Annotated in this window: 15 protein-coding genes; 11 read left to right on the top strand and 4 right to left on the bottom strand. The window is 48.7% G+C overall.

Going from position 1 to position 21,537, the window contains the following annotated elements; translation table 11 throughout:
- Positions 1-49 precede the first annotated feature (49 nt).
- The 7 genes from alaS to IC229_RS14845 all read left to right on the top strand — a co-directional run bounded on the left by alaS (position 50) and on the right by IC229_RS14845 (position 9,895).
- On the top strand, positions 50-2,728 hold the full coding sequence (gene alaS, locus IC229_RS14875) for an alanine--tRNA ligase (protein WP_190887781.1): 2,679 nt from the start codon (positions 50-52) through the stop codon (positions 2,726-2,728).
- A 190-nt stretch (positions 2,729-2,918) separates the two neighbouring features.
- Positions 2,919-4,343 (top strand): amidohydrolase family protein, encoded by a 1,425-nt coding sequence (locus IC229_RS14870; protein ID WP_190887780.1) that lies wholly within the window; start codon positions 2,919-2,921, stop codon positions 4,341-4,343.
- Positions 4,340-5,170, top strand: a complete 831-nt coding sequence (gene murI / locus IC229_RS14865) for a glutamate racemase (protein WP_190887779.1) — start codon at positions 4,340-4,342, stop codon at positions 5,168-5,170. The genes IC229_RS14870 and murI overlap by 4 nt, the downstream gene beginning before the upstream one ends.
- Before the next feature lie 211 nt (positions 5,171-5,381).
- Complete coding sequence (locus IC229_RS14860; protein ID WP_317171577.1) at positions 5,382-6,023, top strand: RNA polymerase sigma-70 factor; 642 nt, start codon at positions 5,382-5,384, stop codon at positions 6,021-6,023.
- The gene (locus tag IC229_RS14855; protein WP_190887777.1) at positions 6,024-7,076 is read left to right on the top strand and encodes a FecR family protein; all 1,053 of its coding nucleotides are present in this window, start codon (positions 6,024-6,026) and stop codon (positions 7,074-7,076) included. It abuts the gene before it with no gap.
- A 105-nt stretch (positions 7,077-7,181) separates the two neighbouring features.
- Positions 7,182-8,975: an STN and carboxypeptidase regulatory-like domain-containing protein gene (locus IC229_RS14850; RefSeq protein WP_223834001.1), complete on the top strand. Its 1,794-nt coding sequence runs from the start codon at positions 7,182-7,184 to the stop codon at positions 8,973-8,975.
- 206 nt (positions 8,976-9,181) lie between these two features.
- Positions 9,182-9,895 carry a head GIN domain-containing protein gene (locus tag IC229_RS14845; protein WP_190887775.1) on the top strand — a complete coding sequence of 238 codons (714 nt, stop codon included), beginning with the start codon at positions 9,182-9,184 and terminating at the stop codon, positions 9,893-9,895.
- A gap of 431 nt (positions 9,896-10,326) precedes the next feature.
- Here IC229_RS14845 and IC229_RS14840 read toward each other — a convergent pair whose 3' ends face one another.
- From IC229_RS14840 to IC229_RS14825, 4 genes are read right to left on the bottom strand one after another with little or no spacing between them, the layout of a single operon-like run.
- Positions 10,327-11,031, bottom strand: coding sequence for a CRISPR-associated endonuclease Cas6 (locus tag IC229_RS14840; protein ID WP_190887774.1), 705 nt, complete (start codon positions 11,029-11,031; stop codon positions 10,327-10,329).
- A 21-nt stretch (positions 11,032-11,052) separates the two neighbouring features.
- A complete protein-coding gene (gene cas5b / locus IC229_RS14835; RefSeq protein ID WP_190887773.1) occupies positions 11,053-11,766 on the bottom strand; it encodes a type I-B CRISPR-associated protein Cas5b in 714 nt (237 codons plus the stop codon).
- Positions 11,763-12,737, bottom strand: coding sequence for a type I-B CRISPR-associated protein Cas7/Csh2 (gene cas7b, locus IC229_RS14830; RefSeq protein WP_190887772.1), 975 nt, complete (start codon positions 12,735-12,737; stop codon positions 11,763-11,765). The genes cas5b and cas7b overlap by 4 nt, the downstream gene beginning before the upstream one ends.
- 2 nt (positions 12,738-12,739) lie before the next feature.
- On the bottom strand, positions 12,740-14,614 hold the full coding sequence (locus tag IC229_RS14825; protein WP_190887771.1) for a TM1802 family CRISPR-associated protein: 1,875 nt from the start codon (positions 14,612-14,614) through the stop codon (positions 12,740-12,742).
- A gap of 400 nt (positions 14,615-15,014) precedes the next feature.
- On the opposite strand from IC229_RS14825, the gene IC229_RS14820 reads away from it, so the two are divergent.
- The 4 genes from IC229_RS14820 to IC229_RS14805 all read left to right on the top strand — a co-directional run bounded on the left by IC229_RS14820 (position 15,015) and on the right by IC229_RS14805 (position 21,514).
- A complete protein-coding gene (locus IC229_RS14820; protein ID WP_190887770.1) occupies positions 15,015-18,209 on the top strand; it encodes a SusC/RagA family TonB-linked outer membrane protein in 3,195 nt (1,064 codons plus the stop codon).
- Positions 18,210-18,231: 22 nt separating this feature from the next.
- Positions 18,232-19,695 (top strand): SusD/RagB family nutrient-binding outer membrane lipoprotein, encoded by a 1,464-nt coding sequence (locus tag IC229_RS14815; RefSeq protein ID WP_190887769.1) that lies wholly within the window; start codon positions 18,232-18,234, stop codon positions 19,693-19,695.
- A 29-nt stretch (positions 19,696-19,724) separates the two neighbouring features.
- Entirely contained in the window at positions 19,725-20,240 is a 516-nt protein-coding gene (locus IC229_RS14810; protein ID WP_190887768.1) for a hypothetical protein, read from the top strand.
- 869 nt (positions 20,241-21,109) lie between these two features.
- Complete coding sequence (locus IC229_RS14805; RefSeq protein ID WP_190887767.1) at positions 21,110-21,514, top strand: T9SS type A sorting domain-containing protein; 405 nt, start codon at positions 21,110-21,112, stop codon at positions 21,512-21,514.
- The last annotated feature ends 23 nt before the right edge of the window (positions 21,515-21,537 follow it).

The raw sequence follows: 21,537 nt of genomic DNA, 5'->3' as shown, positions 1-21,537 counted from the left end.
AAGCGTTTTATGACTATCGACTGATGACGATCGACTAATGACTAAACAGATGACTTCTTCCGAAATACGTCGGCATTTTCTTGATTTTTTCCGCTCCAAACAACACCTGATTGTGCCATCGGCTCCCCTCGTTGCCAAAAACGACCCGACGCTGATGTTCAACAACTCAGGCATGGCGCAGTTTAAAGATTTTTTCCTGGGCAACGGTACGCCCCCGGCCAAACGCGTAGCCGATACGCAGAAATGTCTGCGCGTGTCGGGTAAGCACAACGACCTCGAAGACGTAGGTTTCGATACGTATCACCACACGATGTTCGAAATGCTAGGCAACTGGTCGTTTGGTGATTACTTCAAAAAAGAAGCCCTTCACTGGTCGTGGGAACTGCTGACGGAGGTGTACAAGCTGCCCAAAGACCGGATTTACGTATCAGTATTCAAAGGCGACGAAAAAGACAACGTACCGTTCGATCAGGAGTCGTGGGATCTCTGGAAAGAAATCATTGGTGATGAATCGCGGATTATTCTCGGCAATAAAAAAGATAATTTCTGGGAAATGGGCGATACGGGGCCATGCGGTCCGTGTTCCGAGATTCATATTGATTTGCGTTCGGAAGACGACGTAGCGCAGAAACCTGGCAAAGAACTTGTCAATGCTGATCATCCACAGGTTGTCGAAATCTGGAACAACGTATTCATGCAGTTCAACCGGAAAGCCGATGGCTCGCTGGAAGAATTACCCGCCCGTCACGTCGATACAGGAATGGGTTTTGAGCGGTTGTGCATGGCCATTCAGGGCAAGCAATCGAACTATGATACCGACGTTTTTTCGGGAACGATACGTGTCATCGAAGAGCTTTCCGGTAAAAAATACACAGGCAGCATGGAGAAGCAGGACGTAGCAATGCGTGTGATTGCTGACCACATCCGCGCCGTATCGTTCGCCATTGCCGACGGGCTGGTGCCGAGCAATGCCAAAGCTGGCTACGTTATCCGCCGGATTCTGCGTCGTGCCATTCGTTATGGCTACTCGTATCTGAATCTGATGGAGCCGTTCATGACCAAACTCGTGCCTACGCTGGCTATGCAGTTCGCCGACGTATTCCCCGAACTGAACGCCCAGCGCGATTTTGTCGCTACGGTAATTCGGGAGGAAGAAATCGCTTTCCTGCGGACGCTGGGTACGGGCTTGGGCCGCTTGGACCAGATTATTGGTCAGTTGACAACGGATGGTAAAAAGGAGATTCCCGGCGAAACCGTTTTCGAACTTAACGATACGTTCGGCTTCCCGGCTGACTTGACCGCTTTGATCGCGCGCGAGAAAGGCTTGAGTATCGACGAAACCGGTTTTCAGAAAGCATTACAGGAACAAAAAGCCCGTTCGCGGAAAGATGCACAGGCATCGGCAGGTGACTGGATTGAACTGGCTGAATTAGACAATAAAGTTGAGTTCGTTGGCTACGACCAGCCTGATTCGTATGCCCAGATTGTGAAGTATCGGAAAATTCAGAATAAGCAGGGAACGCAGGTACAGGTTGTGCTTGACAAAACGCCGTTCTATGCTGAATCAGGCGGTCAGATTGGTGATACGGGCGTACTTGAACTGTTCAATGGCTCTGATCAAATCGGCACATTGACGGTGCTGGACACCCGAAAAGAGAATGATTTGAGCATACATATCGTTGAGGATCTTACAGGAATTGACGACCTGCTAACGCAAGCCGATAAAGTATACGCCGTCATCAATACGTCGCGCCGTGGCCTTACCAGTAGCAACCACTCCGCTACGCACCTGTTACACTCGGCGTTACGTGACGTATTGGGGACACACGTAGCACAGAAGGGCTCGTACGTCGGCCCCGACGCGCTACGTTTCGACTTCTCGCACTTCAGCAAAGTGACCGACGAACAACTGGCCGAAGTGGAACGTATCGTCAACGAGAAAATTCGCGAAGACATTAAACTTGATGAGAAACGTAACGTACCAATTGAAGAAGCCAAAGCCTTAGGCGCAACGGCACTTTTCGGTGAGAAGTACGGCGATTTTGTTCGCGTCATTACGTTCGATCCGAATTACTCCGTTGAGCTTTGTGGGGGTACGCACGTACCGGCGACGGGCCACATCGGTCTGTTCAAGTTTACGGGCGAAGGTTCCGTATCGACGGGTGTTCGTCGGGTTGAGGCCAAAACGTCGGCGGGTGCAGAAGCACTGGTGAATGAGCAAATGGCCGTTCTTAACGAAGTGAGAGAATTGCTCAAAGCGCCGAAGGACCGGTCCGCCGTCGCGGTAGTGAAAGCTGTACAAGCTTTGCTGGAGGAACGTAGCGCGTTGCAGAAACAGGTCGAAGCGCTTCAGAACGAGAAGGTTCAGCAATTGAAAAACCAATTGCTGGCTAAAGTTGAAACCGTAAATGGGCATTCTCGTCTGGTTGAAAAAGTAGACGTACCGACAGCTGATGCGCTCAAGCAACTGGCATACGACCTGAAAGCCAAAGTCGATAATCTCGCCGTAGTGCTGGGTGCCGACATAAACGGCAAACCCCAACTGGCGGTCATGCTGCCTGATTCACTTATTCAAGGCAAAAACCTGAACGCTGGACAGGTGGTGAAAGAACTCGCCAAAAACATCAAAGGCGGTGGGGGAGGGCAGCCCTTCTTCGCCACGGCGGGCGGATCTGACTCATCGGGGCTGGATGCGGCTCTGGCGCAGGGGAAAGAATTATTGGGGTAATGGCTGATTAGATTTGATTTTTTGTCATGCTGAGGCACGAAGCATCTTTACGTATCCACGCGAACTAGTCAGGAAACACTAAGATGCTTCGTACCTCAGCATGACAAAAATGCTCATTTGTGGGCTTGCCTCTGAAATTTAATTGGAAAACATAGCCTTTCCTGAAACTCTATCCCACAGCAAACGTATCATGCGACCTATTCTTGTTTGCCTGTTTCTTTCATTCCTGATTCATGCTGCCTACGCCCAGAAGCAGCCGGTCGACGTATTGATAAAATCGGGTAATATGATTGACGTGCGATCAGGTAAAATTCTGACAAACAAACTGATTGCTACGCGTGCTAAAACCATTGTCGGTGTATTCGATGCGTCGCAGGAGAAGAATTTTCAGGCGAAAAGGGTTGTCGATGCTTCGGGAAAATACATCATCCCTGGCCTTTGGGACATGCACGTTCATTTCGGCGGAGGGGATACGTTAATTGAGGAAAATAAAAACCTGTTGCCGCTTTATATCGCCCACGGTATTACGGCTATTCGGGATGCCGCTGCCGATCTGAGTCCATCCGTTTTGACATGGCGTGACCAGATTGCGAAGGGTGAACTGATTGGGCCAACGCTCTTTACATCAGGCCCGAAACTGGAAGGCTATAAATCAACCTGGATAGGCGATATTGAAGTCAGCACGAATGCCGAAGTCGACAAAATGCTTGACTCTTTGCAGGGGCTGAAAGTTGATTTTGTGAAGATTACCGATAATGCTATCAAGCCAGACATTTATCTGTACATTTTGCAGGAAGCCAAAAAACGAGGTATGAAAACCTCTGGCCACGTGCCCTTTGCCCTTACGATGGATGAAGTTTCGTCGGCTGGGTTAGGCTCGGTTGAACACATGAGTTACGTGCTCAAAGCTGGCTCAACACGGGATAAAGAAGTGGCCGACAAAGTGCGGACGGGGCAATTAACCACCCGAGTCGCTTTGCCAATGATTGCGCAGAGTTTTGATGAAGCTACGGCGCTGGCGGTGTATCGGCGGATGGCGAAAAACGGTACGTTCGTGGTGCCTACGTTGACGATCAGTCGTACCATTGCGTTTCTGGATCAGGATAATCACCAGAACGATACATACCTACAATATATCGGTCAGGGCTTGAAAAATACATATGCATGGCGAGTGAGCCGGGTAGCGAAGGATAGCTCCGACGCCATTGCTGAACGGCACGCGCTGTATGAAAAAACAAGTTCTCTGCTTCCCCTTTTGCATAAAGCTGGTGTAACTATTATGGCCGGAACCGATGCCGGATTTCTGAATTCCTACGTGTACCCAGGTTTGGGCTTACATAATGAACTTGGCTACTTCGTAAAAGCGGGGTTGACCCCATTGCAGGCACTACAGGCTGCCATTATTCCGGGGCCAGCATTTCTGCGGAAATCAACTCAATACGGTGAAATTGCCGCCGGTAAAAGCGCCGATATCGTTCTGCTCGACCGAAATCCAGTAGAAAATATTGACGCTACGCAAGCCATAAACACGGTTATTTTGCGGGGAACTGTCTATGACCGTAAGGCGTTGGACGCCATGCTGGCCGATGTCAAAAAGAAGGTCAGTACGCCATGAATGCAGAATCTGTGCAACCCATTGGTGTTTTCGATTCAGGTTACGGTGGCCTGACGGTGCTACGTGAAATCGTTCAGAAACTTCCCCAATACGATTACGTTTATTTGGGCGATAATGCCCGAACGCCCTACGGTACGCGCTCGTTCGATACGGTTTATCACTACACCCTCGAATGCGTCCAGCACTTGTTCGACCGTGGTTGTCGGCTGGTGATTTTGGCTTGTAATACGGCTTCAGCCAAAGCGCTACGTAATATTCAGCAACTTGACTTACCAAAAATTGCTCCTGACAGACGCGTATTAGGCGTTATCCGCCCTACTGCAGAAGTCATTGGGAGCTATTCTAAAACCGGGCAAGTGGGCGTTTTAGCGACGAAAGGAACCGTTACGTCGGAATCGTATCTGATTGAGATAGAGAAGTTTTTCCCGGATGTAAAAGTCTATCAGGAAGCCTGCCCGATGTGGGTGCCACTGGTCGAAAATGGCGAGTATGATCATCCCGGAGCTGATTATTTCGTGAAGCAACACATCGACCACCTGATGTCGCAATCTTCCAGCATTGATACGTTGCTGCTGGCTTGTACACATTACCCGTTGCTGATCGAAAAAATCAGGCAGATGTCTCCTGCCAATACAACCATTCTGAGTCAGGGACGTATCGTGGCCGACAGTCTGGCCGACTACTTGTTACGTCATCCTGAGTTGGAAACCCAGTGCAGCAAACATGGTCAGCGCACGTTCCTTACCACCGATTCAACGGAAACTTTTGATAGACAGGCGACAGTTTTTTACGTTGAACCCGTTCATTCTCAGCATCTGGCATTGTAATTTTTAACCGCAAAGAGCGCTGAAGTTTTCGCAAAGAGCCGCAGAGAGCTCCGCGAAACTTTGCGAAAACTTCAATGCTCTTTGCGGCTAAAAAATAAAATTTAAGCACCCATAGGGGTAAATCAATTCTGAACTGTCATGCAGTTGAGCAAGCGGATGTTCGGCGAAAATGATAGCTTTGCACACTCCTTCCATCTATACTACTCAACTCGTGCCCCCAATCGAGCAGGATGTCATTGCCGCTATCCGGGCAGGTAGCGAACGCGATTTTGAAGCTGTATTCCGACAACATTATGCGTCGTTGTGTCGCTATGCCCGTCAGTTGCTGCCTGATGCCGACGATGCTGAAGAAGAAGTACAGGCGATGTTTCTGGCCCTTTGGGAGAAACGTAACGGGTTGATTATTACGGTATCGCTAAAATCATATTTATTCAGAGCCGTGCATAATCGCTGCCTGAATCGACTTAAACACGCAGCCGTTCGCAACGAACACCGCGAATACGTCGAATATAGAGGTGAAGTCATGGCGGATTCGCCGGCTCAGGCACTGATAGGAGATGAATTGGCGAATCAGTTGCAGCGAGCCATTCAGAAATTGCCCGAACAATGTCGGCTGGCGTTTACACTTAGCCGATTTGAGGAATTAACGTACAACGAAATAGCGGAACGCTTAGGAATTTCAATTAAAACAGTTGAAAATCAGATTGGAAAAGCATTACGTATCTTACGTACCGAATTAAGTGACTATCTTCCGGTTATACTTATAATGAATAATGTAGAATGGATAATGGACAATGTGAACCGGTTGCTCCCCCTATTCTTTATTCTTCATTTTTCATTTTTCATTAATTAAATGGCTGACCAACAACCCATTGACGATGCCTTGCTGGGCAAGTTTCTGGCGGGCGAAACCGACCCAGTCGAATCGGCGCGGGTACGGGAGTGGCTCATCAGCCAAAAGGCTGGTTTACAGGAACCAACGCATGATGATTTCGCCAAATTCGAACGTATCTGGGAGGCTTCACGTGTCAGCGCGAAGCCGGTCGATACGGATGCCGCCTGGAACAAAGTGCGCCAGAAAATGAGGGGGAATGATACGTCAGCCGAACCGGATACTATTATCAAGCCGCTTTCAGTTACGCGGAATGAAAAGTCTATAAACTGGCGGGAAACGTTGGTTCGGATTGCTGCTGTACTCGTATTGATCATGAGTCTGGGCTGGATGGTCTACCGACTTCAGCACATGAGCCAGCGATACGCAGCCGAACAAATAAGTGTTCTGGTTGCCGCCGATAAACAGGTACGTAAAACCTTACCCGATGGAACTCAAATTGTACTAAATCGCCAATCTACGCTACGTTACCCAACTGCCTTCACAGGCGATACACGCGACGTAACACTCACTGGCGAAGCCTTTTTCGACGTAACGCCCAATGCTGAACACCCGTTTCGGATTCAGGCGCAATCGACTGTGGTGCAGGTACTTGGTACGTCGTTCAATGTGCGTGCTTACGACGCCAACGTGAACGTAGCGGTTGAGACCGGCAAAGTACGTTTTGCGGGCCCACGAAAATCGGTGCTGCTTACCCCCAATCAGCAGGCTACGTTTGACGCAAAAGCGGATACGTTACGTCGGACGTTAGCCGTAACGCCCAATACGTTTGCCTATAAAACGGGCCAGTTAGTTTTTGATAATGAGCCGTTGCGGAACGTAGTACAGACCATAAATCAGTTTTACAACGCCGACGTTCGTCTGGCAAATGCTACCCTCGGCAACTGCCTCCTGAAAACCCGTTTCGACAATATGGCGCTGGAAGACGTATTGAACGTAACGGCCGAAACGCTCACGTTACGTGTTCGTTATCAGGGTAAACAGATTATTTTAGACGGCGATGGGTGCCAGTAAATAGGGGGAACGTAGCAGATGGATGTCTTCTATAAAAACCATCTGGAAATGACATTCATGCGTTATTTAATCAATTTATTCTTCTTACTGCTGAGCACCAGCCTCATGGCTCAGTCAGTCCCGCCACTCGACCGTATTATTTCGGTGGATATCCGAAACGAGAAAATGGAAAGTGCGCTGCGGCAGATTAGCCAGGCGGGTCGTTTTGAATTTTCCTATAATCCGGTACGTATCGATGGTGCTACGTTGGTAACCCTTCGACTGGTGAACACGCCGGTTCGGGAAGTACTCAATCGATTATTTCAACGCCAGGTAACGGTCAAATCGCGGGGTAACCACATCATTCTGGTTCGAGTTGACGTAACCGACGAGACACCCAAAAATTTTCTGGTAGACGGCTACGTTCTTGACGAACAAACGGGCCAACGTATCGCTCAGGCCAGTATTTTCGAGAAAACGACGCTGGCGTCAACCGTTAGCAACCCGTTTGGCTACTATCAACTTCGGCTGCCGACCAGCCGACCTTCGCTACGTCTGGACGTTCGTAAACAGGATTATCTGGGCGAAACCGTCATTATTCGTTCCCGCACCCCGCATTCGGTGAGCATTCGTATGCGACCTCAGCCAATTCCGCTGTCGGTAGTGGAGCCGCTGCCTGTTCGGGTTACAGAAGATACCACCCGAACGGCTGAAGCATCGTTAGCCATGGTGCCCGTTGAAACACCGTTGCCAGCGGTCGATACAACGGAGAAACAAACGGAATCGGTTGTTGATCGGGGGATGGCGGGGGTTACAAAACTGTTTGTGTCGGCGCAGCAGGCCATTCACGACATCAACCTCAACCGAGATACCCTCTACCGTGACTGGCAAGTGTCGTTCCTGCCAACCATCGGGACTAATTTGCGACTGAGCGGACGTATCAGCAATCGGTTTTCGGTGAATATGCTGGTTGGTTACTCCTTCGGTACCCGCGCCTTTGAACTAGGCGGGTTGATGAACATCGTTCGTACCAATGTTGAGGGGTTTCAGGCGGCTGGATTAGCGAACGTAATAGGTGGAAAAGTGACTGGCGTTCAGCTTGGTGGCTTATTCAATCATACCAACCAGTCGGTACGTGGTGTGCAGGCGGCTGGCTTGATCAATACCGTAATCGATTCGGTGAAGGGATTGCAGATGGCGGGCCTGATCAATTTCGCCCGGGGGGATGTACAGGGCGCGCAAGTAGCTGGATTGCTGAATATTGCTACGAAATCAGTACGTGGTGTGCAGGTTGTGGGATTAATCAATTATGCGCATCAGGACGTAGTCGGCTGGCAGATTGCCGGAATTCTGAACCGCGCCCGAACTGTAACGAAAGGCAGTCAGATTGGCTTGATCAACGTAGCAGATTCGCTGGGGGGCGTGCCAATTGGCCTGATTAGTTACGTCCGGAAAGGCGGCTTTTTCCGTATTGAAGCCGGCACCGACGAATTGAATCTCCTCAACGTATCACTACGTACCGGCGTTCGTCGACTCTACAATATTCTGACGGCGGGCTATAGCTTCGAGCGGGAAGGGAGTCCCCGCATGACGGCGGGTTATGGGCTCGGTACCGCTTTTGGTCTGTCGCCCAGAACGTTGCTGAGTCTGGAAGGAACGTATCACCACCATTTTTACTTCGATCGACCATCTGAAGAATGGAATAGTCAACTGCGTTTCAGTACGTTGTTTGAAACCAAACTTACTTCACACGTAGCACTGGCATTCGGGCCATCGGTCAACTGGTATTTCACCAAAGATGATTATGCGCGGCCATTTCTGAAGCCGTCTATTCCAATCCTTTCTGAACGTAACGATGTATTTGGGAACCGTTATTGGGGCTGGCTTGGCTTCCATGTCGGATTACGTTACGGTAAATAACGTATAATGTCTTAATGAGGGGTTTAACTAACGTATTGCTGAGCCTGTCGAAGCCCCAGGTGTCAGCAATACGTTGGTTAAACTATTTGTTACGATAAATAAGAAAAATCTTTCTGTTGGGCGTAGGGGGGAACTGATTTGTAGGTGTCATTGGTGTAAATAACGTAGTGAACGCTACGCTCAAACCATAAACAACACATACAACCATGATACACACACGTATTTTCTGCTTCATTCTTATTGCTTTCCTATTTACCCTTGCGGGATGTTCGCTCAAACGCGAAGATGTTGGTCCCTATCAACCCGACGACCAAACCTATTCATTATCCAACTTCGACCGCCTTGATATGGGTAGTGCTTTTGGGATTACTGTGAAACAGGGCGCTACGTTCAACGTTACTGCCGATGGTGACCGACGCAATCTGGATGATCTGGACGTCTACGTTCGGGGTGGAACGCTTCACGCGCAATATCGCAATTCCCGAAACCGGAAATACCAGACCAATTTTACGATTACAATGCCCACGCTACGTGGTGTCGAATTTTCGGGTGCTACCCGCTCGACCGTAACTGGATTTTCGGGTCTGGATAATCTGGACGTTACGTTGTCGGGCGCTTCGGAAGGGCAATTCACTGTACAGGCAACACAAATGACTGTCGATCTATCAGGCGCTTCAACACTACGTATTACGGGAAGTGGCAAAGGAATATCGGCTGAGTTATCGGGTGCGTCGTCGTTACAGGGGTTCGGTTACCCGGCCAGTAGCGGGAACATTAATGCCAGTGGAGCGAGTAAAGCTAATGTTAACGTAACGGATAATCTGGTAGTTGACGCCAGTGGTGCCAGTAAGGTCCGGTATATGGGCGCTCCAAAGGTAAATCAGCGGACAAGCGGAGCCAGCAGTGTTGAAAGAGAATAATAAGGAACACTGAGTCACTCGTTATGACTATGTGCTATTTACACAGGGTCATAACGAGTTTTTTCAATCCTACTTTTTCCGGGATAATGACTCAGAAATTCCAGTCTTAAGAGCGTAAATGGACATGTTTCAATCCTGCTTTGCGAGGAGATGCTATAAAGACGTTCATTAGTCTTTGTTGTTGCATAACAGATCAGGACTGGTCAGAAGAATGCCATTCTTTCCGTAAAATCTGGTGATCAGGGAGGCCAAATAATTTCCTATCTAGTTTCAATCCTGCTTTTTGGGTGGATTTTTCATTTAGAAACTAGTTTTTAAATGTGCGTTTTTGTCATTCTGACGCAGGAAGAATCTTAAACGTTCCTCACTCTCAGATAAGGATACTTTAAGATTCTTCGTGCCTCAGAATGACAAAAACGCAACAGCCGCGATTATCCCTCAACCCGTTGGATAGAGCCAAATCCGCGGGATACTGCCTTGCCTAAACCTACACCATTGGGAAGCACAATGTTGGCGAGAAATCCTCCTGTGAACGCGACCATAGGCTGATTTTTAAAACGTGTTGTGCGCTCATCAATCGACAGTTGCACCTGTATTTGTTCGTGAGGGGCTACCCAAAGGCCGAATTCTCGAAATGTAGCGAGAATCTGACTCGTTATGACCCGTTTTAGCTGCGCCAACTGCTCCGCCTTCGTATAGCGACGGTAGTCCTGATAATTCGTTTGATTAAGGGCCATCCACAACGTCTGAAAACGGTAGCTTACGAGTTCATCTACCATCCCGATCACGGCTTGCTCGTGCCGAATGTGTTTATTCAATACCGGGAAATGTGTTTCATCAATCGTCAACTCCCGTATTTGCAGAAATAATTTGGCGAGTAATTCAGCTCCTTCGGCCATGCCGACCAGGGTTGGTATGTGTTCCAGCACTTTGTACTGTACTAATGGATAGGCGTACCGAAATCGGTGGGGGCTGTCGGCGGCTGTAGCCTGAGCAATGAGATGATTGTGCAGCAAGGGCGAATGTTCACGGAATAACGTACCGAAATAGCCACGTAGCTTGTGCGCATCGCGGGTGGGCAGGGCTATTTCCGGAAACGTAATGGTGGTAATCGGAATTCGGGTCTGCGAAGCCATGATACGTAGTAAGACTGTTGGTCAAAAGAGAATAATGTTCGCGCCAAGAATTGGATAATACTCCGTAACGAGCGCCTGAATCGGTTTGCCATTACGTTCCAGTAGTATGTCGTCGCGCTCGGTAACGTCACGGTCTGTATTCATCTCGATGGCGAATAGACTTTGTTCAATCAACTCCATCTGACCTGCAAACAGGGCCTTATCATCTAAGGCAACCAAATAGCTGCGTGGAATAACCGAATGTACAGAAATAGGACCATCAGACCGGACACTTTCAACAGTTACTTCACCCACCCACGCGAAATTTGATACCAAGCTGGCTAACCCAAGCGACGGACTAAAGACCGGCTGATGTTGCTGTAAAGCCCGACGTAGCGCGTCCTGAATGAAGCGGTGCTGGTGCGAAACATAGATTCGATACTTCGGCTGATAAACATATTCCATCATCGTCGGCTTGGGGTTATTGGCCGTCCGGTTCAGGCCGGGCCGCAAATTGGTGCCCAACCGTTTCATCACGATGGGTTTGAGCACCGACAAGCCAATTAAGCACTGTTTGTCGGCAAAGGCCGTCAAATAGGAGTTGTCGATTTTCGATAGACCCAGAACAGCCCCGATATAACCGTAGAGCGACGTTTTGGGCGGTATGGCATACGAAACCGCTGAGGTTGTTACATAGATTTTTTTGAAATGAGCATAATCACCCCAGATGTCGAAGATCAGGACGTGGCGGCTCATTGCATGAAGGTCGGAATGGGTTCCGACAACCGGATGCGGTCGTCCTGTTCAACGGTAACTCGTTGAATGCGATCAGCATATTTACGTAACGCATTGACCAATAATGACGTATCAACCGTGAAATCGCTAATGTCCTGATAGGCGTCTTCCCGTTTACCGGCTTCTGGCTGGAGACTGATACGTTCAATAAGGTCACCAATAAAGAAATTATTACGGTAATCGATTTTGACCAGCAGCCGTGGCATATGCCCTTTTTTGGAGCGGGTGAGCAGATTTTTGGTGCCCTGCCAGATTGCGTCGGTCATGTTAAAGATATCGTCGTCGGTGGTGCCGACGTACTTAGCTGCCTGTTCGTTGATAACGCCATGAAACGCAATCAAGCCATACGTAATGGTGTATTCTTCGCGGAACGTTTTCTGAATCGACGACTCTTTGGTGGTAAACGCGCCCGTTCCCTTGGTGAAATTTTCCTGCACCCGGTTGAGTGACCGACCCATCCCAAACTGAACCGGTCCCGTAAAATGGAATAATTTGCTCACATCAACGGGATCTTCCATATCGGTCGGTTCGCGCTCTGTTTCGTCGCTGTCCATTTCCGGTTCGGGGGCTTTCCTTTTTGTTTCTTTTGAGGCCGCTTTCGGGGCCGATACACCCCCGAATAATCGGACGTCGATAAATTTCTGCAAATACTCTTCCCGATTGGCATAAGCTTTCGCCCGCTCGGTGCCCGTTACGGGTTTGCCACCCACTTCCCGAACGAAAATGTCGCCTTTGCTACCGGGTTCGCCGTTATAACCGTTTTCGAGTAAGTAATTCCGAATGGTACGTTTCAGTCGCACATCGGTAACCAGACATCGGCCCGATTCTTCGTCAATGCGCGGGCGATTGGCATCTAACGGGTCGCCATTGGGATTACAGTATTTGGCATCGTACAAAAACAAAATCTCACTACGTTGCTGAATGATAGCCATTGTTATGCTGCAGGATAGTGAGGCACCTGATTATTGTTCCGTGACCGGCTGACGCGGGTTTGCTGACCAGCGAAAACCTTCTGCATGGTCATACCCACGGCAAACGCATACGAAATATCAGTTCTGGAGAGCGAATCGTCGGCCAGGAGCAGGGCGGGGCCGATGTAGGCGTCGAGCTGGGCAATATGTGCCAGCTCCGACGCGAAAATATGTCGTCTGTCATACACGGCGGTATTGGCATATTCGCCCATTTTGGCCGTCAGTTTCAGGTGGATTTTACGCAGTTGGATTACGTCGAGGTTGAGACCGTTGAGATGCTGACGGAACGGCTCCGAGCGGTAAAAACTTTTCTGCCGGGCCAGCAGCATAGCTACTTCGCAGCCGAGATAAAAAGCCGCCCGACGTAACGGATGTGTCAGTAAATCAGGATGTTGTTGGTCAAAGGATTCGGGTAAAAGCCCAACGGGCTCCAGGTGAGTGGGTTCCATGCCGGAAAAAGAAAAGAGTTTTAGTTGGTGAAAAAACCGAAGAAGCACAAACGTATGACGCACGTGGCGACTGAATGAATCAGGCAGCTCGCCATCTAGTTGAAACGCGGACCGGATGCTTGCCATAAATGCCCGAAGCAGTTGTTCACGGTCGAGTGACTGTTGGTAAAAAACGGCTTCGACGATGCGGAAGAAATACGGTCGGAAGGCCCATTTGCTACGTCCTTTACCGGAAACCTGATCGGCGAAATAATCTTTGATAAAAGCCAACGTAACGCCAAACCGTTCGTAATGACCATCTTCCGTCGATACGTTGCCCATTAAGGCCCGATAGCAGGTCTCGACCGATGTTTTAACAGTAAGGATTTGCTTGATTCGTGTGGGCAAAATGTCTGCGATATGAAGCCTGATGGCAAACTGCGCCTGATTTTCTTCGTAAAAAAATACCGAATAACTAACCGGACTTTGGTTCAATACGTCGGTGTTACCGATAGCGCTGAGAATGGATTCATGGTTGATGAACGTAGCAGTTGAGCGATCTGGTGAGCTGACAGTCAGTTTATATTGCAAAAAGAACTCGGCCCAGAAGGCACTGGCCTGTGCATCCGAAACGGGTTGAAGAAAACGGGGCATCACGAAGTAGTTCAGGCCGAAGAATGAGCGCGTCAGCCGGTCAAACACCAGCCGTTTGGCTCCTTCGAGCGTTTTTGCTACGTCGGGCGCAACCGGAAACATTTTGTAGGATTCTGTTCCGTTGAAACCGTTACGTGAGAAAGAAGCCCGTTCGACGGTGAACCCCAACGTATTAACTCGCCCCCATACTTCGGGCGCTGGCTCGTAGCTTACGGCGCATACTTTATCCGTAGCCGACGATTTTCGCCAATACGTAGCGTAGGGCGTTTTATCGACCACAAAAAGCTCCCGAAAATGCGCGTACTCGCCAAAAAAGTGCCCGTCGATTTTAATGGTGAACAGATAACGTAGCGCCGGATCGAAGGAAAAACGTTGAAGCTGTCGCTCGATCTGGTCAATCTGTTCGTCGTTGATAAAATCGTGATTGTATTTTTTTACGGACTGCCGAATCTTTTTCACCATCGTCCGAATGCTTTCCCGTTGCCCGTCGATGGTTGGTTGAAGGTGTAGATAGAAGGTAGGAACCAGGTTGGTAGCATTGGCTTTCGCTTCCCGAAACAGGTATTTATCCACAAGAGCCGGGTTGAATGCTTCAACGGTCAGGCCTGGTAGCAAATGCCCATTCAGGATTTCGGCCGAAACGACACGGGCTTCAGTACGCAGATTTGGAAACGGATTGGACCAGGGATGGAAATACGCTTTGTAGTCATCCAACTGGGCAAGCAGTTTGCCGGCCGTATACAAAGACTTAATCATATTGATCCATTTAGCGGCTGTCTTTCCCGAATAGGGTAGCAGTATACAGGGTGGATTCAATAAATCGGATAATACCGATAAACATTACCTCATTTGTTCTTTAAAGTGCGCTCAACATTATCTGAATCGTATCTCTGCCCGTTTAACGCGCTAAAATCGAAGCTAACAGCCAACCCAACAACGAGGTTCGACACCTAACAAAAACGATAATCTTTATAGGGATTAACCAATTTCAGCATTAGGATTCGGTCATTTGACGATAACGTTTGATGTCACGCGAAATCGCAGATGGACACATCAGGCCAATAGACGTCTGATTATCCCTACCCAGATCCGCCAGCCATCAGGCGAAGGACAATCAATTTTTCAACTTCATCATGTCGTCAACTTCTACTCAAGCATGAGAAACTTATGTATTTGCAGTTGCCTGCTCATAGGGCTGTTTTGCGGCCGGGCAATTGCACAGGACGTGTCCGTGAGCGGGCGCGTCACGTCATCCGAAGACGGTTTAGCGTTGCCAGGCGTGAGCGTCCAGGTAAAAGGAACAAACCGGGGAACCACAACCAATTCTGATGGTAATTATCAACTCGGTGTACAACAGGGAGCGCAATTGATCTTCAGCTACATTGGCTACAACAGTCAGGAAGTAACCATTGGAAATCGGACCACTATCAACGTTGCACTGGTCAGTGGGGCGCAAAATCTAAACGAGATTGTGGTAACGGCTCAGGGTATCGAGCGTGACAAACGATCGCTGGGGTACGCTACGCAGGAGGTGAGTGGTAACCTTCTGTCGCAACGTTCCGAACCCAACCTGCTGAACGCGCTACAGGGCAAACTGGCTGGGGTAAACATCATCAGTTCCAGCGGGGCACCGGGCGCTTCGACTAACATTAACATTCGGGGAACTACTTCATTTACAGGTAGTAATCAGCCGTTGATTGTGGTTGATGGAATCATTTTCAGCAACGACGTTAACCTAACCCAGAACACGCTTTTTGGTACCCAGCCCTCCAACCGTCTGGCCGATCTGAATCCCGAAAGCATTGAATCGGTGAACGTATTGAAAGGGCCTGCTGCGGCTGTTTTGTATGGGTCGCGGGCATCGGCGGGAGCCATTGTGATTACTACCAAGTCGGGACGTAATCAGAATAACAAAACCGAAATAACGGTCAATTCGTCGTATAACATTCAGAATGTTTATGGCAGCGTGCCCCGATTCCAGAATGAGTACGGGCAGGGAGCCAACAACATTTACACGGCCAATTCGCCCAACTCCTGGGGACCTTCTTTTATATCCGGTCTTACGTCGGTAACCAATACTCAGGGGTTGGTTGTGCCCTATCAGGCGTATCCCAACAACGTTCAGGACTTCTATCGGCAGGGTAGCATTCTTCAGAATTCGGTGAACATTGCTTCCGGCGATGCCAACCGCAACTACATTCTGGCTATCGGCAATACGTTACAGAACGGAGTTATTCAGAATTCGAAATTTAACCGCACCAACATTCAACTCGGTGGCGAATCACGCTTGCAGAATGGCGTACGGATTAGTGGAACTGCTACGTACGTACAAACCGTGTCGTCGGCCATTCCGGGCGGAAATGGAGCCAGTGCTTTTGGGCAGATTACGCGCATACCACGTAGTTACGACCTGACGAATGAGCCATATCAGGATGCGAACGGACGTAGCATTTTCTATTCGACAACTGCCAATAATCCGCAATGGAGCGTCAACAATGAGCGGCTCGACAGTCAGGTGGACCGATTCTTCGGCAATTTTCAGATCGGTTACGATATCACCAAGTGGCTCAACGTATCATATCGGGTCACTGGTGATACGTATACCGACCGCCGGAAACTGATTCTGCCTATTGGGGCTGGACGTGCACCTGCGGGCGAGGTTCAGCAGAACAACTTCTTCAGAAGCGAGCTAAACGGCGACCTCATCATTTCGGCCCGTAAGGATAATTTATTTATGGAAGGGCTGAATGCCAACCTGTTGCTGGGTAATAATGTTAACCAGCGCAAGTCTCAGGAGGTACTGGTCGATGCTTCTTCACTGACCATTCCAGGTTTTTACAATGTAGGTAATGCCACTGTCTTTACGGCTAATACGGGAACCGGTGAATTCAGCACCGTTCGGCGGCTGGTGGGTTATTACGGACAATTGTCGCTGAACTATAACAATTACGTGTTTCTGGAATTATCGGGCCGGGCCGATCAGTCGTCAACGCTGCCCAGCACAAGCAATACATACTTCTATCCGGCGGCATCGGTAAGTTTCGTGCCTTCCGATGCCTTCAAGATCAATTCGAACGTACTGTCTTATGCCAAAGTGCGGGCCAGTATTGCACGGGTAGGCCGCGATGCCGACCCCTATCTGCTGAACTCGGTATTTGTTGGCTCTACGTTCGGAAATAACTCAGCCAGTATTACGTTTCCGCTACAGGTCGCTGGTGGTAGTACACCTGGTTTTTCGGTCAGCAGCCGCATTGGCAATAATAACCTGACGCCGGAATTTGTTACGTCATACGAGGTCGGTGTCAATTTAGGTTTCTTCAAGAATCGCCTGAGTATTGATGCCTCTTATTTCGACTCCCGGAGTATTAACCAGATTTTCAATGTAGCAATCTCCAATTCAACGGGTTACGATACGCGTACGACCAACGTAGGAGACTTGCGTAACCGGGGAGTAGAACTTCTTCTGACGGCTACACCCGTGCGCGCAGGCGGTTTCAAATGGGATGCTACGTTGAACTATACGCTCATTCGGAACAAAGTTGTATCGATTGCTACCAACATCATTTCCTCGAATATTACCAGTTCGGCCACGAACCTGGTGGGTTCCGGTGCGAATGCGTTTACGGGAATCAACCCGTCTATTGTCGAAGGGTTGCCTTATGGAGTGATTGTAGGATCGGCTAATCCTCGGGTGCAGAATACAAACCCCGGTGGGCTTTATTACGACCCGACCGGACAATACGTTGGCCAATTCGTCATTAATGGTACGTCGGGACAGTTTGCACCAGCACTGGCTAACTCGGTGATTGCCAACCCGCAACCGCGCTACATCGCGGGTCTGACCAATACGTTCTCCTACAAGGGACTTGCCTTATCGGTGCTGGTCGATACGCGCCAGGGGGGACAATTGTACTCTTTCAGCCTGACCGATGCACGGGCTAATGGTACCCTCTACGTAACGGGCGTTGAGCGCGATCAACCGCGAGCCCTGCCCGGCGTGATTCAGAATGCCGACGGTACGTTCCGGCCAAACAATATTCAGCTCAGCTCGCAGGTGTACTGGAACTTAGCGTTGGGGGGGCTGGCCGCTGAATCGGCTGTGTTCGATGCTACGGTGTACCGACTGCGGGAAGTAGCCCTGAACTACACGCTGCCCAAAAGCCTGCTGGGTAAAACGCCATTTGGCTCAATTTCGGTAGGCGTCAGCGGTCGCAATCTGTATTTCTACGCCCCCGGCTATCCAGCTGATCCTGAGATTAATACGCAGGGAGCGGGTAACATTCAGGGCCTGGACGTCAATGGGCCACCAAACACCCGGAATTACGGTGGGAATATCCGACTCACGTTCTAATCACTTCTTTTTCAACAGACACATGAAACGTATTCTGTATAAAAGTTATGTACTCATTCCACTTTTTCTGGGGCTGGGTGCCTGTAGTAAATTCATGGACGTTAACGTAACGCCGAATAACCCGACTTCGGTTACACCAGCGGTGTTGTTGCCCAGTTCGCAGGCAGCAATAGCCTTCGTGAATGCCAACGAGTTGAATCGCTTTAGTTCGGTCGTTGCTCAGCAACTGTCGGGTGCGGGCGGCAATCCTCAGAACTATGATATTTACCAGACCAATGGCGCTGATTTTGAGAATGAATGGCGCTTCGACATATACGGTGGAGGTTTGGTTAATGCGCAAAAACTGATCGAACTGGCTGACGCGTCAAACTCGAAAGCCTACTCCGGAATTGCTAAAATCATAAAAGCGTATGGGTTTAGTCTGGTTACGGATTTCTGGGGCGACGTACCGTATTCGGAGGCTCTCCAGGGCGAAGCTTTTACGGCTCCTCGGCTAGACAAGCAGGAGGATATTTACAAAGGTAACGCCACGGCTAAAATTCAGAGTTTGTTCGATCTGGTTCGCGAAGGTATCCGCGACCTGGATGCTACGTCTGCCCTTCGTCCGGGTGCCGAGGATTTGTTTTACGGGGGCGATCTGGCGAAATGGCGTCGGGCAGGTAATACGTTGCTGCTCAAGTTCGCGATGACCATCAGCCGTAAGGAGCCGGCTTTGGCCACCAGTGTCATTAATGAAGTGATAACTGGAAATAACTACATCAATTCCAACAGTGGCGATTTGAATTTCACGTTTGGGTCGAGTGTGGGGAGCCAGGACCCACGGCATATATATACCAATGTTAGCACCTTTCGGGATGAGCTTATTTTAAGTACACGCTATCTCAATCTGCTGAATAGCCTGAACGACCCGCGCCTGCCGGTTTTCTTTACCAAACCGGCCGCCAACTACGTCACCATCGACAACGGTTTTCGGGGAACGCTGCCCCAGCCGGTTACTAGTTGGTCGCGCTACAACCGCTACGTAACGGGCAATAATGGTGAAGGGCCGGTGCGGTTAGTCACGAACTTCCAGCGGGCGTTTATTCTGGCCGAAGCCGCCCTTCGACTAGGCACTCCCGGCGATCCTCAGGCGCTTTATACAGAAGGCATTACGGCGTCGATGACGCTGGCTGGTTTAACACCCGCCCAGATTACGGCCTATCTGACCGCTAACCCAACAGTTGCTACGTTGACCGGAACGACGGAGCAGAAAATTGCCCAGATTATCACGCAGAAATACATTGCTTTCACTGGTAATGGGATTGAACTCTGGAATGAGTATCGGCGGACGGGATATCCAGCGTTGCAGCCTTCTCAGAACGCAGCCGGCGTTGATGGTACCCGACCCGTTCGGGCGGTGTATATCAACCGGGAGATTCAGCGGAATCCCAATTTCCCCAATCCAGCGCTGCAATCCAATGTACGGGTCTGGTGGGATGTTGACTAATCGTTTTACAGATTTAACCTGGCAATATCATGAAACAATATATTCTGAAAAGTCTGTTGCTGGCGCTGTTGGCGGGTAGCGGCTTATCATGCAAAGACGATCTGATTTACAGTGAATTGGTACGTGATAACCGGCCGGATGTGCCGGTAACGTATCCGGGGGCAACCACTTACGGATTTAATCCATACGTTACTACGTCGCTGGCGGCTGGTGGAAATATTCAGTTTACCCTGTCGATTCCAGCAACTAGTGGACGTACCATTAAAGAAATCACAAAGGTAGTGGGTGGAGCTACGGGCATTAACGTAGCAACGCTGAATGCTGCTACGTCTACGACGGCTTATAATTCGGCACCAATTGCGGGTAGTGGAACCACAGCGGTTTTCACGACAACCATTGCCAATTTCAAGCAGAAGTACCCGACAGTGGTAACAGCACCAGTTGCCCTGCCAAATTTCACGGAGATCGCGTTTCTGTTTCTGGTAACACTCGATAATGGTACCGAGATCGTACCGACGCCAGTTCGGGTACGTATCGTAAACTGATTTAAGCTGATAGTTTCGCAAATCGCGTGGATTGGATACTTGTATTGAGTACTGGTGAAAACGCATACTATTCGGGAAATCATCTTGATGAATAATAGTGTCATTGCTCATTCAGATGATTTTCCACAATGAAGCAAGCGAAAGATTTCTGTCTGGATATTTTCTAAATAATGCTATGTGAGCATTTAGGACAAATAGTACCTACATAAAAGTTTGGTATTGTTATTTATAATTAACAATACCCTGACTATTTATTGGGTGAAATTTCGTGGAAAATAGTTAATAATTATTAATCAAAAATCAATACAACATTTTCTATTAATTCAAGTACGTATTTATTGCCAATGATTTTATTATAAATTTCAGTAGCCATCAACCAAAATTATTTCTTGACCTAAACTGATGAATAAAATACCTATTGACTTAATCTTTTGATAGTCAATAGGTATTTTGTGTTTGTGTTACCGAACATCAGTGTATGTATTAATGTTTAATGGTATTCAAAGTACTTTTAATTGTTAACGAATAGCTCTAGGATTTGTGAGTATATATAATACGATAGATAGCAAATAATAAATTCTGCATTATACATAAATAAATTCGCAAATAACACTACGATTTAATGAAAAATGCGATAACTATTTAGTTTATTATTGTTTGAATGGATAACTTATACAAAATAGAAAATAATCACCTGATATAAAGTTATTCTTAGGCTCAAAATGTTGCTTTTTAAAGAAGCCTTTACCGTTCTTGGACTATAATAACCTTTCACATAAAAAAGTACAACTCTGTCTTATTAGCGTGTCTTTATTACAGAGAATTACAAAATGAACTCAATCTCCTAAACGTGCTACAGCAATCTACCTATGAACACTCTCCTCTTATCGCTGCTAATGACCTTTACTTTGACTCCTGGTGATTCTACCACTGACCGTTCCGACAAGCAGTCGGGTAGACGAGATCGCCCGACCAAACTTGCTCATTTTCAGATGAGTACGTACATATCGGCAGGGGGTAAGCTGAACATCAACGTCAATAAAGAGCTTGGCGGCCAGGTTAATCTACAACTCGCTGACGCTGCTGGTAAACTGTATTTTGAGAAAATAATGCAGGAGCGTGATACCACCGCACGATTCCGGCTTGATGTGAGCGATCTGAAAGATGGCGACTATATAATAAAGGTGTCGAATGGATTGGAGGTAGAACTGAGGGAAATTAAACTCCTGACCCCGAAGCCAACCCCGATAACCCGAACCTTAACGGTTTTATAAGGGCTGTGGATGGTCTAATGACA

Origin of the sequence: Spirosoma profusum (genome assembly GCF_014699005.1) — a bacterium.
Taxonomy (GTDB): domain Bacteria; phylum Bacteroidota; class Bacteroidia; order Cytophagales; family Spirosomataceae; genus Spirosoma; species Spirosoma profusum.
The sequence above is the reverse complement of the archived record's forward strand: the minus strand, read 5'-3'. Positions and strand labels throughout refer to the sequence as shown.

Coding starts and splice junctions, on each gene's coding strand:
- alaS (WP_190887781.1), top strand. CDS start 50: ATGACTTCTTCCGAAATACGTCGGCATTTTCTTGATTTTTTCCGCTCC.
- IC229_RS14870 (WP_190887780.1), top strand. CDS start 2,919: ATGCGACCTATTCTTGTTTGCCTGTTTCTTTCATTCCTGATTCATGCT.
- murI (WP_190887779.1), top strand. CDS start 4,340: ATGAATGCAGAATCTGTGCAACCCATTGGTGTTTTCGATTCAGGTTAC.
- IC229_RS14855 (WP_190887777.1), top strand. CDS start 6,024: ATGGCTGACCAACAACCCATTGACGATGCCTTGCTGGGCAAGTTTCTG.
- IC229_RS14850 (WP_223834001.1), top strand. CDS start 7,182: ATGGCTCAGTCAGTCCCGCCACTCGACCGTATTATTTCGGTGGATATC.
- IC229_RS14845 (WP_190887775.1), top strand. CDS start 9,182: ATGATACACACACGTATTTTCTGCTTCATTCTTATTGCTTTCCTATTT.
- IC229_RS14840 (WP_190887774.1), bottom strand. CDS start 11,031: ATGGCTTCGCAGACCCGAATTCCGATTACCACCATTACGTTTCCGGAA.
- cas5b (WP_190887773.1), bottom strand. CDS start 11,766: ATGAGCCGCCACGTCCTGATCTTCGACATCTGGGGTGATTATGCTCAT.
- cas7b (WP_190887772.1), bottom strand. CDS start 12,737: ATGGCTATCATTCAGCAACGTAGTGAGATTTTGTTTTTGTACGATGCC.
- IC229_RS14825 (WP_190887771.1), bottom strand. CDS start 14,614: ATGATTAAGTCTTTGTATACGGCCGGCAAACTGCTTGCCCAGTTGGAT.
- IC229_RS14820 (WP_190887770.1), top strand. CDS start 15,015: ATGAGAAACTTATGTATTTGCAGTTGCCTGCTCATAGGGCTGTTTTGC.
- IC229_RS14815 (WP_190887769.1), top strand. CDS start 18,232: ATGAAACGTATTCTGTATAAAAGTTATGTACTCATTCCACTTTTTCTG.
- IC229_RS14810 (WP_190887768.1), top strand. CDS start 19,725: ATGAAACAATATATTCTGAAAAGTCTGTTGCTGGCGCTGTTGGCGGGT.
- IC229_RS14805 (WP_190887767.1), top strand. CDS start 21,110: ATGAACACTCTCCTCTTATCGCTGCTAATGACCTTTACTTTGACTCCT.